General features: G+C 50.4%; 12 protein-coding genes, 1 other RNA gene and 1 pseudogene. 8 read left to right on the forward strand and 6 right to left on the reverse strand.

Annotation, left to right across the window (positions count from 1 at the left end; all coding sequences use genetic code 11):
• Positions 1–128 precede the first annotated feature (128 nt).
• Positions 129–437, forward strand: a complete 309-nt coding sequence (locus HCX89_RS06205) for a helix-hairpin-helix domain-containing protein (protein WP_025887151.1) — start codon at positions 129–131, stop codon at positions 435–437.
• A gap of 145 nt (positions 438–582) precedes the next feature.
• An RNA gene (gene ffs / locus HCX89_RS06210) (signal recognition particle sRNA small type) lies at positions 583–679 on the forward strand.
• 362 nt (positions 680–1,041) lie between these two features.
• On the opposite strand, the gene HCX89_RS06215 is transcribed toward ffs, so the two are convergent.
• The 6 genes from HCX89_RS06215 to dinG form a co-directional block, all read right to left on the reverse strand.
• Positions 1,042–1,332, reverse strand: a complete 291-nt coding sequence (locus tag HCX89_RS06215) for a late competence development ComFB family protein (protein ID WP_028780439.1) — start codon at positions 1,330–1,332, stop codon at positions 1,042–1,044.
• Positions 1,333–1,394: 62 nt separating this feature from the next.
• Positions 1,395–2,300, reverse strand: coding sequence for a histone deacetylase (locus HCX89_RS06220; protein WP_028780438.1), 906 nt, complete (start codon positions 2,298–2,300; stop codon positions 1,395–1,397).
• A gap of 3 nt (positions 2,301–2,303) precedes the next feature.
• Positions 2,304–3,002 carry a DUF2057 domain-containing protein gene (locus HCX89_RS06225; protein ID WP_025011231.1) on the reverse strand — a complete coding sequence of 233 codons (699 nt, stop codon included), beginning with the start codon at positions 3,000–3,002 and terminating at the stop codon, positions 2,304–2,306.
• A gap of 9 nt (positions 3,003–3,011) precedes the next feature.
• Positions 3,012–3,674, reverse strand: a complete 663-nt coding sequence (locus tag HCX89_RS06230) for a primosomal replication protein (RefSeq protein WP_025011232.1) — start codon at positions 3,672–3,674, stop codon at positions 3,012–3,014.
• Complete coding sequence (locus HCX89_RS06235; protein WP_025011233.1) at positions 3,671–4,444, reverse strand: TSUP family transporter; 774 nt, start codon at positions 4,442–4,444, stop codon at positions 3,671–3,673. Before HCX89_RS06235 ends, HCX89_RS06230 begins: the two co-directional genes overlap by 4 nt.
• A gap of 21 nt (positions 4,445–4,465) precedes the next feature.
• Positions 4,466–6,538, reverse strand: coding sequence for an ATP-dependent DNA helicase DinG (dinG, locus tag HCX89_RS06240; protein ID WP_025011234.1), 2,073 nt, complete (start codon positions 6,536–6,538; stop codon positions 4,466–4,468).
• Positions 6,539–6,624: 86 nt separating this feature from the next.
• Here dinG and HCX89_RS06245 point away from each other — a divergent pair, with 86 nt between their 5' ends.
• The 6 genes and pseudogenes from HCX89_RS06245 to HCX89_RS06270 all read left to right on the forward strand — a co-directional run bounded on the left by HCX89_RS06245 (position 6,625) and on the right by HCX89_RS06270 (position 16,928).
• On the forward strand, positions 6,625–8,994 hold the full coding sequence (locus HCX89_RS06245; RefSeq protein WP_167715382.1) for a DNA polymerase II: 2,370 nt from the start codon (positions 6,625–6,627) through the stop codon (positions 8,992–8,994).
• Positions 8,995–9,209: 215 nt separating this feature from the next.
• Positions 9,210–10,409 (forward strand): porin, encoded by a 1,200-nt coding sequence (locus HCX89_RS06250; protein ID WP_025887154.1) that lies wholly within the window; start codon positions 9,210–9,212, stop codon positions 10,407–10,409.
• Positions 10,410–10,828: 419 nt separating this feature from the next.
• A pseudogene (locus HCX89_RS06255) lies at positions 10,829–13,587 on the forward strand (TonB-dependent receptor).
• A 676-nt stretch (positions 13,588–14,263) separates the two neighbouring features.
• Positions 14,264–15,046 (forward strand): DUF3450 domain-containing protein, encoded by a 783-nt coding sequence (locus HCX89_RS06260; RefSeq protein WP_025011235.1) that lies wholly within the window; start codon positions 14,264–14,266, stop codon positions 15,044–15,046.
• A complete protein-coding gene (locus HCX89_RS06265; RefSeq protein WP_071237515.1) occupies positions 15,046–16,401 on the forward strand; it encodes a MotA/TolQ/ExbB proton channel family protein in 1,356 nt (451 codons plus the stop codon). The genes HCX89_RS06260 and HCX89_RS06265 overlap by 1 nt, the downstream gene beginning before the upstream one ends.
• Entirely contained in the window at positions 16,401–16,928 is a 528-nt protein-coding gene (locus HCX89_RS06270; RefSeq protein WP_081737208.1) for a MotA/TolQ/ExbB proton channel family protein, read from the forward strand. The genes HCX89_RS06265 and HCX89_RS06270 overlap by 1 nt, the downstream gene beginning before the upstream one ends.
• Positions 16,929–16,932 lie beyond the last annotated feature (4 nt).

Raw genomic sequence — 16,932 nt, forward strand, 5'->3', positions numbered from 1 at the left:
ATACTGATCACATTAACTTATTGTACTAATGTCTAGTTGCAATAATTTGGCAATATTCGTGCGCTGGTCTACATTTCTTTAAGGCCAAGGAAAGGGATACCGGCCTTAACAAATGACAGGAGTCTTATATGAAAACACCATTCTATGCTTTGCTACTTGCAGCCACCCTGAGTTCTCCCCTATACGCCGGAGAGCCCACTAAAGACAAAACCCCACAAACGCCGCAAGCCAGCCAAGCGCAGGTTCATAAAATCAACATTAATACCGCTTCGGAATCTGAGCTGCAGTTACTGAAAGGGATAGGTGAGGCCAAGGCCAAAGCGATTGTTGAATATCGCAGCAGCCAAGGTAAATTCAAATCCATTGATGAGTTGACCCAAGTCACGGGTATCGGCGCCAAACTGGTCGAGCAGAATAAACATCTGTTGGTACTTTGAAGGGCAGAGATAAACACAAGTTTTTGTTTATCTTATGTTCACTTGAATGCCACAGAGGGCAAACCTTAGTAATTTCCCTTGATCCCGGCGGGGCCATGATGGATAATCCCCGGCGTTGCAGCAAGGCTGCAAATCTGTGGTGACCCCAGGGTCCCCCCGCAATGATAACTTGTGAACCCGGCCAGGCCCGGAAGGGAGCAACCGTAGCAAGTGACTCATGTGCCGGGGTGTGGCTCTGGGGGAACCTCCAATTCCAAACCTTTTCAAATGGTTAGTGCTGAAAGTACCTAAGGGGTCCACAAGGTGGTCCACTTTGAGTCTAGCTAAAGCCGATTTTCACCCCTATCTCTGTTACTCCTGACACGATATTTGATGCGCCAGAAGCGCGGCCCCTCTATAGCGAAGAAGCGCCAATGGCTACCATTAACACTTTGTTTGGTATAAACAGCTGGCTACATGGACTGAGATGGCTTGGCTATCAACTCGTTAACGGCCAAAACAAGGCAGCCAAGAAATAAAAGAATAGTCGCAGAGCGGCGACTTTATTTCAGCTGGTAAGGCTCAAACCCAGAGTTGTCCGTGTTTCTTGATAACTGGGCCTGTGCTACCCCTGCGCTTGCTGGTCGGTTTCCAGTTTCGGGGGCAGTTTGGATTTCAAAAACGCGCGCGATTTCTCTAATGCCTGGTAGATTTCGTTGCGCATTCTAGCTTGCTCTTGATAGTCACCGTAGAAATAGGTGTCTACCAAATGGTGAATGTAGCGCACTGGTAGTTGATTGAGCGTGATACAAGCCAGATCGGCCACATAGTCGACCGGCAGCTCGTCCATTAATCCCTCTTCGGCGAGGATTTCCATTAACATCACTTCGTAGTAGTTGCGGATCTCTAACTGCATAGGTGACGCTCCCCAAAGTTTTGCTGCATTACGCTTGGTTTATAGCATTTGGTTTGTAGCCTTTAGCGATATAGCATAGCAGCGGCATGAAATAACTGACTGTGTCTGAGTGTTAATTGTAGAGGGTCTTTGCAGTATCCGCCTCCCGTGACACAGGCTATTGGTATTGCAGCGTCTCTGGCATGACGCAATACGCTCATATCCCGCCTGAATATGCCCTCAAGGCTGAGCTGCAGCAAGCCGAGTTCATCTTCAGCATGCACATCGACTCCGGCGTCATAAAGAATGAGATCCGGTCTATGAGTCAAGATCAGCAAAGGCAGTATCTGTTCCAGCGTTGAGAGGTACTCGTCATCACCAGCGTCTTTTTCAAGCTCGATATCATAGTGAGAGTCTGCTTTACGGGCGGGGAAGTTTTGCCGGCAGTGTATTGAGCAACTGATGATATTCGCATCGCCGACTGTCATGGTGGCTGTACCATCGCCTTGATGGACATCGCAGTCGATAATCAGAACCTTGTCCGCCAGTCCTTGGTTTATCATGCGTCTGGCACTATAGACCAGATCGTTGAAAATACAGTAACCGCTGCCAAAGTCCTGGTGAGCGTGATGGTAACCGCCGCTGATATGCAGCGCTATGCCGTGCTCGAACGCTTTTCGCGCCGCAAGCTCGGTACCCGCGACTGAGTGCAGTGTCCGCGTCAGTAGATGTTCGCTCCAGGGAAAACCTATGCGGCGCATCGCCTTGGGATCCAGTCGATTGTGAATAAACCCGGCAACATATTGAGGACAATGCACAGAAGCGAGGGCAGTTTGGTTTGCAGGCTTTGGAGAACAGAGGTTGAATTGCCCGGAAAATGGAGTTTGGCACAGGTACTCAAACAGGCGTTGATATTTGCTGATGGGAAATCTGTGCCGGGATGGTAACGCCAGCCTGGAATAGCTGGCGTGATATACCAAAGGGATCATCTATCAGAGCTGTTTGATGGCCCAGCTCATGAACTCTTTGCGAGTCGCTTCATCGGCCTGTAACCACCAGTACTGCAGCATTTGCTGAGCGTGGGCGGCACTGTCACCATTTTGGCCGGCAGCCTGAGGAGCATTGCTTGGCATTGTCATGGCGCTGACGGGGGATGGCTTGGATACAGGTGCTACCGGTTGACTGGCTGCCATGTTGCCTGCGGTTACGGCAGCGGCTGCGGTTTCAACATCAGGGCCATTGTTGCCGCTGAACAGTTGCGACAGGAACGAGGTTTCTTTCAGCTGAGTCAGTTCCACCTGGTAGTTGACCTGGCCCTTATCGGCGCGGGTAATGACGACCTGAGGGGTTTTGGCAAACTCTTTGGGCTTCTTGACGTAGTCACCATCGGCAGGCTTGAGGATGTACTCGTTGTCGCCTTCGGCTTTCAGGGTCAGAATGAAAGGAGAAGACTTAACGAAGCTCTGACTGTCGGAAAACTCGTCATCGATCATGTCATGATAACGAATGGCAATCTTGTGGACACCTTCGGACAGTGCCAGCTCAGATTTGTGGTTGAAGTTGCTGGTTTCAATTTCCTTGCCATCCAGTGCCAGATACTCAAAAGACATAGGGATGGTCAGATTGGCCGCAAATACCGAGGAAGTGCTGAGCAGGGCCAGTAGGGCCGAGGCGGTCAAGCGTAGTTTCATTGTTGCTCCTTAACGATTGTAACTCTGATGCGGACGTTCAAATGCCTGAATGCGATCTTCAATATAGCTGATCGCCTGCCTACACTTACCGAGGCGGCGATGCATCAAAAGGATGTCATTCTGGACGGGGATTTTGTCAGTACTATGACAGTTTTCAAGCTTTGATTGCAATTGTTCAATCTTTTGTTCTATTTTTTTGGCCCAGTTCAGATGTTTGTTCAGCTCTTCGTACAATTGATGGCTGTTTTGCATAACACCTGCGGCGATCCAGCCAAAACCACTTTCCTGATGCCGGCGGCCCTGACGTTGTTGGTAGCTTTGCCGTTTACTGGCCTGCTGCAGCTTCTGGATCCTGGCGTTGAGACCTGTGGTTCCCAAGGCCCGTTTCAGGGCGACAAACCTGTCCTGAATGCGTTCGCAGCTTAAGGCGATAGTGTGTTGGGCCAACTGATGGCGTAACTGTTTTTCTAGCTGATCTATGCTCTTGTGCAGCTGTTCCACGCAGGGATAGAGTTGGGCACCATGCTGAATAAACAGTTCGCTGTTGAAGCGTTCTGTATCCTGCAGCAGTTTGCGCTGCGCCGGTGGCAAAGAGGCATCATGCTGCAGCACTTCCTGCTCCAACTGCCTGAGTTGTTCCCGCAGGCGTTGTACCAGTTGGTTGGTGTTCAAAACCAGGCACTCCAGGCTAGATTGGCGGCGATAAGCACCACGATAGCAATAAAGAGTGGCCTGATAAACGGCATTCCAAAGCGGATAGCCGAGTGGGCGCCGATATAAGAACCCAGCATCATACACAAGCCCATCACCACACCAACCAAAAGGTGCACCTTACCTAGCAGCAGGAAAATCATCAATGCCGTGATATTGCTGACAAAAGTCATCGCTCTGGCCAAGGCACTGCTGTGCAGGAAGGGCAAGCGGTAAAGCGCGGTCGAGCTGACTGCCCAAAAGGCGCCAATGCCTGGGCCGGCAAAGCCGTCATAGGCGCCAAGCCCCAGCCCCTGAAGTATCTGTTTATGTTTCGCCGGCGTTTCGGTGACGGGTTTACACTGGCTGCAGCCCATGGCTCCGGGTGAAAACAGCGAATAGAGCGCGATTGCGATAATAAGCAATGGCAGAATTTTTTCCAGCCAACGGGTATCTATGAGATAAACGGCAATGCTGCCGATAACGGCGCCTACGGCGGTGGCAATAAAGGCGAACAGCCAGAACTTTGGCGTCAGCAACTGCTTGCGGTAGTAGGTAAATGCCGCCATGGAAGAGCCGAAGCAGGCCGCCAGTTTATTGGTCCCCAGCGCCAGATGAGGCGGCATGCCCACGGTCAGCAAGGCGGGAATGGACAACAGGCCGCCGCCACCGACTACGGCATCAATAAATCCGGCCAGCAGGCCGACTGCGGCCAATATGGCCCAGCTGCTGGGTTCGAGCAGAATATCCACTTTACATCCTGATTGAGCGCATCATTCGATAACGCGGCGGTAAGGCGGCAGGGCATCGAGCAGCGACGACCCGTATCTTTTGGTTACCAAACGCCTGTCCAATATGGTTATTCGGCCATAGTCCTGCTCTTTTCGCAACAGGCGGCCGCAACTCTGGATGAGTTTCCGTGACGCATCCGGAATAGTCAATTGTAAAAACGGGTTACCGCCTTTCATTTTGACATATTCAGCATGGGCCTGCTCTACCGGCGAGGTGGGCACGGCAAACGGCAGCTTGGTCACTATTAAGTTGGTCAGGTAGTCGCCGGGAAGGTCGAGCCCCTCGGAAAAACTGCCGGTACCAAAGATAATGCTGGGCTCGCCCTTGTCACATTTCTGCTTATGCTGCTCGAGCAAGTGTTGGCGTGGGGCACTGCCCTGGATCAGCGGTTCGGATACCAGCTTGTTGCGCAGTAGATCGGCCACCTTTTCCATCTGCCAGTATGAGGCAAACAGCACCAGAGTGGCCATTTCCCCCTCCACCAACTGCTTTATCTGGCTGGCGAGTTCTTCTGTGTAGGCGTCTTCGGTTGGCTCGGTGCGCATTTTCGGCAGGTAGAGAGTGGCGTTGTTTTCAAAATCGAAAGGAGATTGCAGCGCCAGGTAGCGACTGCCATCATTGAGTGACAGGCCAACCTGATAGGCAAAATGCTCAAAGCGGTTCAGCGCTCTGAGGGTGGCGCTACATAGCACGACGCCGGCGGCTTTTTCCCACAACATATGTTCCAGCATATAGCCGACTTCGATTGGCGATGCACTGAAAAGGTAGTCCTGCTGCTTGCCGCTGAGGGCTTCAATCCAGCGGGCGGTGGGGGCACCTTTGGGACTGTCCTCCTTGGCCATCATTTTCCAGAGCTTTTGCAGGTTTTCCAGGCGCTGCATCATAAAGCCGGTTTCACTCAAGAGGGCTTCCGCCTGATGCCTTGGCAATTCACCATCCTTGACGCTTTCGCTGAGGATAGCCTGCATCTTGTTGAATTGCTTGAGGGCATCGTTGGAGGCCGTGGCCAGGTTTTCCGCCTGAATCAACAGGGCGTCCGGCAGCTTGCCATGTTCGAACCGCAGGCGGTTTTCCGGGTTGGCAAAGAGTTTGGGTTGGGTATCACAGTAGTGGGCAACCTGATTCAGCAGACCGGTTAATTCTTCGATGCGATCCAGCATCGCCTGCGCCGGGGCGATGATATTGTTGCTCTTTATTTGGTTTTGCAGTTTGGCCGTGGTCTTGCTGACTTTCTCCAGCCAATCACAGGCGCCCCTGAGCGTGGCCTGGGCGCTGGAGAAATCCCTGGCTACATTCGGCAGGTGATGGGCTTCGTCGATAACGTAATAGACTTCTTCCGGATCCGGCAGAATCACACCGCCACCCAGCTCAAGGTCGGCCAGTAACAAACTATGGTTGGCAATAAGCACATCCCAGGTGTCAATATCTTCGCGGGCCTTGTGGAAGGGGCAGTGGCTGTGACTGGCCAGTTGGCGATGACAGCTGTGTTTGTCACAGGCTATCTGCTGCCACAGGTGGTCCGGCAGCGGTGTCTTGAGGGTATCGAGCTCACCATTCCAGCGGCCATCCTGATAGTCTTTGAGCAGCGCCTGCAACTGCTCAACCTGTGAGGTATCAGGCTTGGTCTGCCACATGGCCATCTGGCTGCCGTTGCCATCACCGACCAACATCTCAAGCTTAGCCAGGCACACGTAACGCTGACGCCCTTTGACCAGACCGAAACGGAAGTTGAGTTTGGAGTGTTGCAGAAAAAACGGCAGATCTTTATGCAGCAACTGTTCCTGCAGCGCCACTGTCGCGGTGGCAATACAGACTTTTTTCTTGCTGGCCAGCGCCAGGGGAATGGTTCCCAGAATATAGGCCAGGGATTTACCTATACCTGTTCCCGCTTCAATCACCATGATGCGCCGCTGCTTGTCGTATTCACCGGCAAGTGTCTTGGAGATCTCCGCCACCATATAATTCTGTTCCCGGCGGGAACGGAAGTTGGGCAGTGCAGAGGCAATGTCCTTGTAGATCTCACGGATCTGGGTCTTTACATGGGCTGCTAGCATGAGACTCGGTTCTGGAAAATTATCCTGTATATATTACCAGTAATTTCTTATGCTAATAAACCTCTAAAACGCGATTGTCCCGACTCATGCCCCAAAACACGCCGCAAACCCTTAAGGGCCGTATTCTTACCCGTCATCTGGCTCAGAGAGACGAGGGGCTATGCCTGCAGTACTATTTGGCCACCGAGTTGGGGCCTGTGTTGGTTGAGGTGCCGGGGCAGGAACAAGTTTGCTTTGCCAAAGAGCAGGATGCGGCGGTTTTATGCCAGGGTTTAAGCCAGGTGAGGGCCCAGCCGCTGGCGTTGAGAAACTTCGCCAAAGAGAAGGTTGCAGCGCTTTACAGTCGCAGTCGGCAACAGATGCGGTTGCTGCAAAAGCAGGCCCAGGATCAGGGGATGCCTTTGTATGAAGCCGATCTTAAACCCCAGCAGCGTTTCTTGATTGAACGCTTTATTGCGCTCGATGCCGAGTTTTACGGTTATTTCAGCGAGGAAAGCGGTGCGCTGAGGCGGTTTGTTGCCAGTCGCGCCAGGAAAGCCTCGCTGAACAATATAGGTCTGGCTGTTATTTCCCTCGATCTTGAATGCAGCATGCAGGGTGAACTCTACTCCGCCGGACTCTACGGTCGTGACCGCGAAGGAGAGCTGTTTCAGCGCGTGTACATGATAGGCCAAGCCCAGGACGGGCCTGACTATATCCACTGGGTCAGGGATGAAGCAGCCCTGTTGCAGGCTTTGGTTGACTGGTTCAGTATCTGGGATCCGGACATCATCATAGGTTGGTCGGTTGTCAATTTCGACCTGGCACTGCTGAGCCGACGATACGCCCATCATGGTATTGAAGCACGGCTTGGGCGCGCAGGCATGCCCATGTCCTGGTTGGTGGAAGGCAAGTATCGACCGGAAACCCTCTCCTTGCCCGGGAGAGTGGTGCTGGACGGTATAGACTGGCTCAAGGCCGCCTTCTATCAGTTTGAGCGCTATTCGCTCGAGTTCGTCTCCCGCGCACTCTTGAATGAGGGCAAGGCGATAGATAAAGTTGAAGATCGCGGTCAGGAGATAAGCCACCTCTTTCAAGAGGATAAATTGGCATTGGCCCACTACAATCTGACCGATTGCCGTCTGGTACTGGATATTTTCGATAAAACCGATCTATTGAATTTTGCTTTGGCCCGGGCGCAGCTGACCGGGTTGGAGTTTGGCCGGGTAGGGGCTTCGGTGGCGGCGTTCAATCATCTCTACCTGCCACACTTGCACCGCGGCGGATTTGTGGCGCCGGCAGCACCGGCCAGTGATGGTCTGGAGAGTCCCGGCGGCTATGTGATGGACTCCATTCCGGGCCTTTACCGGGACATTCTGGTGCTGGACTTCAAGAGTCTATACCCTTCGATTATCCGTACTTTTTTAATCGACCCCATGGGGCTGGTGCAGGGCATGGGTGAACCCGAAGTTGAGACGGTTCCCGGCTTTCTCGGTGCCAGATTCAGTCGCAAACAACCTATCTTGCCAACGCTTATCGCCAAGTTGGCCCAAGAGCGGGAAAGCGCCAAGGCCCAAGCCAATGCTCCCCTGTCTCAGGCAATCAAGATCATCATGAATTCGCTTTATGGGGTACTGGGCTCTCGGGGCTGTGTGTTCCACGATGCCCGATTGGCAAGCTCAATTACCATGCGCGGCCATGAAATCATGCAGCAGACCAAACGTTGGATTGAGGACGAAGGCATGAGTGTCATCTATGGCGACACAGATTCGACATTTGTTTGGCTGGGACAGCAGCATGATATAACAGATCCGCAAGCCTTCGGCAGGGAGTTGGCTGCCAGGATAACCGCCAAGTGGCAACAGCATTTGGCGGAGCATTTTCAGTTGCAGAGTCATCTGGAACTCGAGTTTGAGCGCCATTATGAACAGTTTCTGATGCCCACCCTCAGAGATTCGGAAGAAGGCTCCAAAAAGCGCTATGTCGGTGCCAGCCGCAATAGTCAAGGTCAGTTGGATATCATCTTCAAAGGCATGGAGCAGGTTCGCAGTGATTGGAGTCCCCTGGCCAGACGAGTGCAGTACGAGCTGTACCGGCGCATGTTCAATGGCTTGGATGTGGTGGGCTTTCTGGCCACAGAAATAGAAGCGCTCAAACGCGGCGACTATGATAGTGAGCTTGTTTTCTCCAAGCGGCTAAGGCGTAAGTTGGATGCCTATCAGGCCAAAGCATCACCCCATGTCAAGGCCGCCAGACAACTGTTGGAGCAGACCGGCGACCCTCGTTATGGCCGTTTGGGCACCCGGATTGATTATCTGGTAACAATCAATGGCCCCGAAGCTGTTTCCCTCAGACGTTCAGCCATTGATTATGACTACTACATCGAAAGACAGATTAAGCCGATAGCCGATCCAATACTTTCCATAATGAAAGAAAATTTCACATCAATCAGCACAGGACAAATGAGTTTAATCTGACGCTTAATTTGTTTCAAAAAGTTAATAAGGTTAATAAATGGTTTTATTGCTGGGTTTTATCGGTTCTTGTGGTTTTTTTTAAGGTAAAACTAATAAAAAATGTGATTTTTGTCTTTGCCGCTTTACTGACCTTTTGCTAATCTTCGCCACCCTTGGAAGGAAATAAAACAACGGAATGGGGTAGGCAGACTGAAAACACTTAAGGTTAACAGCAAATGAACAAGACTCTCATCGCATCCGTCCTGGCAGGACTCTTGGCCGTTCCATCGGTTCAAGCTATTGAAATCTACAAAGATCAAAAAAATGCAGTCTCTATCGGCGGTTTCGTTGATGCCCGAGTAATCAATACTCAGGGTGAAACGGAAGTCGTCAATGGTGCTTCCAGGATCAATTTTGGCTTTGAACGTGAGCTGACCCACGGCTGGAATGCGTTTGTGATGCTTGAATGGGGTGTCAACCCATTCGGTAACAGCGATATTGTCTATAGCAGCAAGTTTGAATCAGTCCAGGATGATTTCTTCTACAATCGTCTTGGTTATGCGGGACTTTCTCACGACAAGTACGGCACCCTGACCATAGGTAAACAGTGGGGCGCCTGGTATGACGTGGTGTACAACACCAACTATGGCTTTGTGTGGGATGGTAACGCTGCCGGTGTCTATACCTATAACAAGGATGATGGCGCCATCAATGGTACCGGTCGTGGTGATAAGACAGTTCAGTATCGCAACAGCTTTGGCGATTTTAGTTTTGCCATCCAGACTCAGTTGAAGCACGATGACTTCCTGATGGATGAAAGTTCAGGTACCAACCCGTTCCCGCCAAGGGATCATGCGCCTGTTACCGGCACTGCTGCGACTGCCGGAACCGCCACCAAGGTGGAATTCAACAACACCTATGGCATTGCCTTGACCTATGCGGTCAGCAAAGATCTCAGCCTGATGGCTGGCTATAACTATGGTGAGTTTGAAGCGACCCGCGCAGATGGCAGTACTTTCTCCGAGTCTGACTATATCTATGGTGCAGGTATTACTTGGGGTGGTTGGGATAATCAAGGTTTGTATGCCGCTGCCAACGTCAACAAGAACGAGTTCCACGATACAGATAATCTGGGGCGTCTGATCCCTGAATCTTATGGTGTTGAAACTCTGGTTTCGTACCGCTTTGACAATGATATTCGTACCTTTGTCTCATACAACTTACTGAACGCCGGCGATGCTTACGAGCAGGCTTACGGTGGTGATGTGTTCAAGCGTCAGTTTGTGGTTATGGGTGTTCACTATATATGGGATGCCAATACCGTATTGTATGTTGAAGGTCGTAAAGACTTCTCTGATTTCAAGGGCGCCGAAGAGGCTGCGATGGAATTGTCTGAAGATGATGGCATTGCAATAGGTATTCGCTATACCCTCTGATTACAGATTGAGCTGTTCAAAAAAGCGCCGAAAGGCGCTTTTTTATTGGAAAAACACAAGTATTCACACTCCTTTCCAGAAAGAGGTATGTAACACATGTGTTACGTTTCTGGTGGAAAAAGGCATCGCGATAAACTCCCCTTACTTCAGGCCGTTACAAGTTATAACACTACCCCAAATACCTACTACTGCTGTGATAGCCGTTATATTCAAGCTCAGTGAAATAATACCTTCTCTCTTTTGTTGTTAATTTTATATGCAATATTAACGTTTCAAATGTTGATAAAATGTTTGTTATGTGATTTTATTTGCGTGAAATTGTTGCCGGTTAACTTATGTCTACCTGCAAGCAACTAAAGGATCCGGGCAAAGCATTCGGATCCGTTACCAAGACACAAGATGTCGAAAGGGAGATAAGTATGTATAAGAATAATTCGTTAACCAACGCAGTGCGTCTGGCATTGGTTGGTGGTGTTGCAGCGACTGCTTTTAGCGCTCCAACCGTTTTGGCGGCCGAAGAAGGTGCTGACAATGTAGAGCGTATTCAGGTTACAGGCTCTCGCATCAAGCGCACCGATATGGAAACAGCAAGCCCTGTTAGCGTGATCGATGCTTCATCTATCATAGCGTCAGGTGCCGTTAACATTGATGACGTTCTACAGAAAATGACCTCTGCCGGTGGCGCCATGACCAACGCCGGTATCAACAACGGCTCAGGCGGTAACTCTCGTATCAACCTGCGTGGTTTGGGTGACAACCGTACTCTGGTTCTGGTGAATGGTCGTCGTATGATTGCATCCGGTACCGGTGCAGCTTCTTCTGTTGACCTTAACACTATCCCAGTTTCCATGATCCAGCGTGTCGAAGTACTGAAAGATGGTGCTTCTGCCATTTATGGTACCGATGCGATTGCCGGTGTGGTTAACATCATTCTGAAAAGAGATTTCGACGGTTTTGAAATCAACGTTCAGACCGGTATTTCCGGAGAAGGCGATGCCGACGAGTCCAGCATCGACATGACTCTGGGTAATACCTTCGAGAAAGGTAATATCGTAGTTAATGCTCAGTACACCAAGCGCGGTGATGCCAGCCAGGCAGATCGCGATTTCTCCAACTGTCCGATTGCAGAGACAGGTCCAAAAGGGGACCGTAGCCTGTACTGTGGCGGTAGTAGCTACTCTCAAGGCGGCCATGTCTGGGGTGACAACAACTTTGGTATTGTTGGCACCGGACCTGAAGGTGCTTATGCCATAGGTGACAAGGGCTACTATGGTGAATATGTTGATAACGGTGAAGGCAAGCCAAAGTTCCAGTACTTTGATGGCATGTCTGAGGCCGATCTGAGTGGCCTGGGTGGTACCTACCACGAGTTCGGTGATGCTGACAGATACAACTACGCCAAGGACAGCTATCTGTCGACGCCAATGGAGCGTTTGAACCTGTCCATGGCCGGTACTTATGAACTGACCGAATCTATTCGCTTCTTCACCGAAGCCATGTACTCCAAGCGTTGGTCCAATCAGCAGATGGCGCCTCAGCCAATCTGGAACGGTGATGCCTGGGTTTACAATCCAAAATCAGCCGGCGGCTGGATGACTGATGACCTGCTGCCTTGGGTTCAGCCAGGTGAAGAACTGGCTTATGGTCGTCGTATGGTTGAATCCGGTACCCGTGACTTTGACCAGGTAGTAGACACCATACGTATCGTTGTTGGCCTGGAAGGTGAGTTTGAAAACGGCTGGACCTGGGATGCTTCTTATAACAAAGGTAAGAACGACTCAACCGATACTCTGGCTAACCTGCACAACTTAGGTTCCATCAACGCTGCGGTACTCGAAGGCACTTTCGATCCTTTCCTGCAATCTTCATGGGAAGGTGAGAGCATCAAGCCATACATCTATACCGAAGTGAACAGCGGTGGCAGTGAGTTGGATGTGATTGCAGCGACTCTGTCCGGCGATCTGTTTGAAATGCCTGCCGGTATGATGGGCTTTGCAGCGGGTTATGAGCACCGTAAAGAAGCGGCTCATTATACTCCGGATTCCCTGACTTCTCAGGGGCTGGCAAACGATCCTCGTGTTGAGCCAACTGCCGGTGATTTCAGCGTTAACGAATTCTACGCAGAATTGGCAATCCCACTGCTGAGCGAGCTGCCTTTGGCACAACAAGTGGATCTGAGTGCTGCTATGCGTTACTTCGACTACAGCACTTTCGGTGATGATACTACCTGGAAACTGGGTCTGACTTGGCGTGTATATGATGACCTGATGATCCGCGGTGGTATGTCTACAGCCTTCCGTGCACCAACTGTATATGAACTGTACGGTGGTAAGTCACCATCGTTCGAACAGATAGTTCACCCTGCCACCGATCAGGACCAGGCTGAAGTGACTGTTGGTGGTAACGAAATGCTGACCCCTGAAGAAGCTGATATCACTACTCTGGGTCTGGTGTATTCACCAAGCTTTGTAGAAGGTCTGTCTCTGACCGTCGATTACTATGACATCGAGATCTCCAACACTATTACTTCAGTTGACAACAACTATGTTGCCAACCAGTGTCTGGATGCCGGTGGCAACAAGATCAACACAGGCACTGCGCTGTGTCAGTCTTCCAATATCGAAATCGACAATAGTGGTCGTATCAAGTTCGATAACGGTCTGCAGAACATAGGTGCTACCAATACCTCAGCTCAGGTTACGATATCAACGTTGCCTACGTATTCGATGCCTTCGGTCTGGACTGGAAAGCCGGCTGGGACAGCTCTATCCTGAGCGAGTATGAAGAGTTTGACCCGGATGGTAATGCGGTTGACTATCGTGGTTACATCACAGGTGGTGTGGGTGCTTATGCCAAATTCAAGAGCAACCTGAATATCACAGCAGCCGGTGATGACTGGACTGTCACTTATGAAGCCCGCTATATAGACGGTATGGATTCATTTGCTTGTAAGAACGACGATGGCAGCTGCTACGCGCCTTCAGTTGACAGTGTGGTTTACCATGACCTGTCGGGTTCTTACGATATCACCGACCGCATCCGCGTATCCGGTGGTGTCAACAACCTGTTCGACAAAGAGCCTCCATACTACACAGGTAACAACGACTCGAATACTGACCCTTATACCTATGATATGTTGGGCCGCTACTTCTTCGTTCGTGCCAGCATGAAGTTCTAATGGCAGATTTCATCTTTGGATGAATTAAGTCAGCTTCATTGAATGAAACCCCGGGATACCTTCCGGGGTTTTTACTTTTTAAACTCTCTATATAAGTAAGACATAGTCGCAAATTGACAAAACACTATTGCGTAACAACTGGAATCGACCCGGACTGCCAATTGATTTCATGGCAAGAGAGCAGGGGAGACGGCTTTGTGGTTAAACCGCTTTCCCAAGGACAGTAATCACTTGGAAAAAGTGTATTGCCATCGCTCGACAGAATTGAATTCTTTCAAGATTGATAAAACATAACGCACCGACTTATGCTTTTTAATTATATATAAATCATAAGGTTAAATATTAGCTGGTGCTGTTTTTACCGCTATTCACCGTTCAAGAAGAGGGCTGACAATTGATCACTAAATGTAAAAAAAAGCCATTGATGATTAATCACACAGTTAGCCTTAGTTTCCAGCGTTTTCGTCTCATTTCAAATGTTGACACAGGTCAACATTTTGTGAAATGATGCCAGCGGGTCTATGCCTTCAGGGGCATAGGAAAGGGAAGATAAAAAACTAACAATCACAAGAGAAAGACATACTTGATAGCACCACCTGCCGTTGAAATAGGGATATTCGGGGCACTGTTGCTGAAAAGTTAAACCTTTTTAATCACTTCAAATTGGTTGGGAACTATGTCCAAGGTAAGCAATAGAACAAAAATCGCTTCTGCGCTTGTTGGCGCGCTGGCACTCGCCAGCAGCAACTTAGTCGTTGCAGATCCTCTTACCGACGCGCAACAAGCCGCGGGTCGTCTGCAGTCAGACGCCGTTGCGTCACAGAAGAAGATCGATAAGTATTTTGACCAGGCTCAAGATATGCTTTTCGAATATTCCGCCGTTGCTGACGAGCGTGAATCTCTCAAAGCCTACAATGATTATCTGGCTGGACTGGTCGCTGATCAGGAAGCCACAATGAAATCCATTCAGGACGATATCAATGGTGTAGACAAACTGCGTCAGGGTGTTGTTCCTTTGATGTTTAAGATGGTTGATGCACTGGAGCAATTCGTGGCTCTGGATCTGCCATTTAAATCTGAAGACCGTGCACAGCGCGTTAAAAACCTCAAAGACCTGCTTAACACTGCCGAAGTGACTCTGGCTGAAAAGTTCCGTCTGATCCTGGATGCTTACAGCATCGAGCGTGAATACGGCAGCTTTGTTGACGTTGAAACCGGTAAGCTGAATCTTGATGGTAAAGAAGTGCTGGTTGATTTCTTCCGCTTGGGCCGCGTAGCTCTGTACGCTCAGAGCCTGGACCAGAAGACTGCCTGGATGTACAACCCTGAAACCAAGGGCTGGGATAAGCTGGATGACAGCTACCTGCGTGACATCACCAAGGGTATTCGTATCGCCCGTAAACAAGGGGCTCTGGATCTGTTCGCACTACCAATTCCAGCTGCGGAGGCTGCACAATAATGAAAAAGCTAATCACTACCGCCGTCGTTGCTGCCAGTTTTTCACTGTCTGCCGGTATGGCCAGTGCCGCCGAGGCGCCTAAGACGATTGACCAACTGCTGCAGCAAGTTAAAGTTGAGCGTGCCGCTCAAGGTAAAATCAACGCCAAGCGTGAGAAAGAGTTCCAAGCCGAGCGTGGCGACAAGGCTGCGCTGCTGAAGCGTGAAAAAGATGCGCTGGCTGCTGAAACTCAGCGTGGTAAAGACCTGAACCAGGCCTTCCTCGATAACGAGCGTAAGATAGCTCAGCTCGAAGAAGATCTGAAAACCGCTCAGGGTGACCTGGGTGAAATGTTTGGTGTGGTTAAAGGTGAAGCAGGCGATTTCGCCGGCAAGCTGATCAACTCCAACGTCAGTGCTCAGTATCCAGGACGTGACAAGTTCGTTCAGGACCTGGGTGCCCGTAAGCAACTGCCTAAGATTGAAGAACTGGAGCGCTTCTGGGAAGAGCAACTGTTCGAAATGGCCGAGTCTGGCAAAGTGGTTAAGTTCGAAGGTTCTGTAACCGACATTGATGGTAACGTGAAAAACACCACCATCTACCGTATCGGTGCCTTTAACCTGTTGGCTGACAACAAGTACGTGGTTCTGAACCACGAGCTGGGTTTGATCCAGGAGCTGTCACAGCAGCCTGAAGGTTATCAGGTTAAGCCTATCGCCGACTTCGAAAAGACCACTTCAGGTACAGCCAAGCTGTATGTTGACCCTGCCCGCGGTACTCTGCTGAACATCTTCACTCAGAAGGCCAGCTTCCAAGACCGTATCGAGGCCGGTGGTACCATTGGTTACATCATCATTGCCTTGCTGGCTCTGGGTCTGCTGATCTCTCTGGAGCGTCTGGTTACTCTGACTGTTATCGGTGCCCGTGTTAAGTCTCAGGCCAAGAATGTTGCCAACCCAGGTAACAACGCTCTGGGCCGTGTACTGAAAGTGTACCAAGAGAACAAAGATGTTGACGTTGAGACTCTGGAGTTGAAACTGGATGAAGCCATCCTGAAAGAAACACCAGCGCTGGAAACACGTATCTCCATCATCAAAGTATTGGCGGCTATCGCTCCTATGATGGGTCTGCTGGGTACCGTAACCGGTATGATTGCAACCTTCCAGAGCATCCAGCTGTTCGGTACTGGCGATCCAAAACTGATGGCCGGTGGTATCTCTATGGCACTGGTTACTACAGTACAGGGTCTGATTGCGGCTCTGCCACTGATGTTGTGTCATGCCATCGTTGTGGCTCGCAGTAAGTCTATTGTTCAAATCCTTGAAGAGCAAAGTGCCGGTATCATTGCTGAACACGCAGAGAAGAGGGCTGACTAATGATGCTATACCTGATGGACATTTGGGATTCCGTCAGGGGCTTCATGGCCTCCGGAGGCGACGTCCTCTGGCTTGTTGCGGCGGTGCTGTTTCTCATGTGGGTATTGATGCTTGAAAGATTCTGGTATCTGAACTGGGTATCACCAAAGAATCATAAAGACATTATTGCCGCATGGAATGCCAGGGAGGAAACGACTTCCTGGTATGCACACCGTATCCGTGAAGCTTGGGTATCCCAAGCGAAGCAAGATATGAATGCACGTATGCTGATCATCAAAACACTGGTAGCCATCTGTCCTATGATAGGTCTGCTGGGTACAGTGACAGGTATGATTTCAGTGTTCGATGTTATGGCAGTTCAGGGGACGAGTAATGCTCGTCTGATGGCAGCTGGTATTTCTATGGCCACTATGCCAACTATGGCTGGTATGGTCGCGGCATTGTCCGGGGTGTTCTTTAGCACTCGTTTGGACGCCAAGATGAAAATCAGCTTGGAAAAGCTGAAAGACAGCCTGCCACACCACTAGAGAG

The organism is Shewanella sp. Iso12 (assembly GCF_012030025.1).
Lineage (GTDB): Bacteria > Pseudomonadota > Gammaproteobacteria > Enterobacterales > Shewanellaceae > Shewanella > Shewanella algae.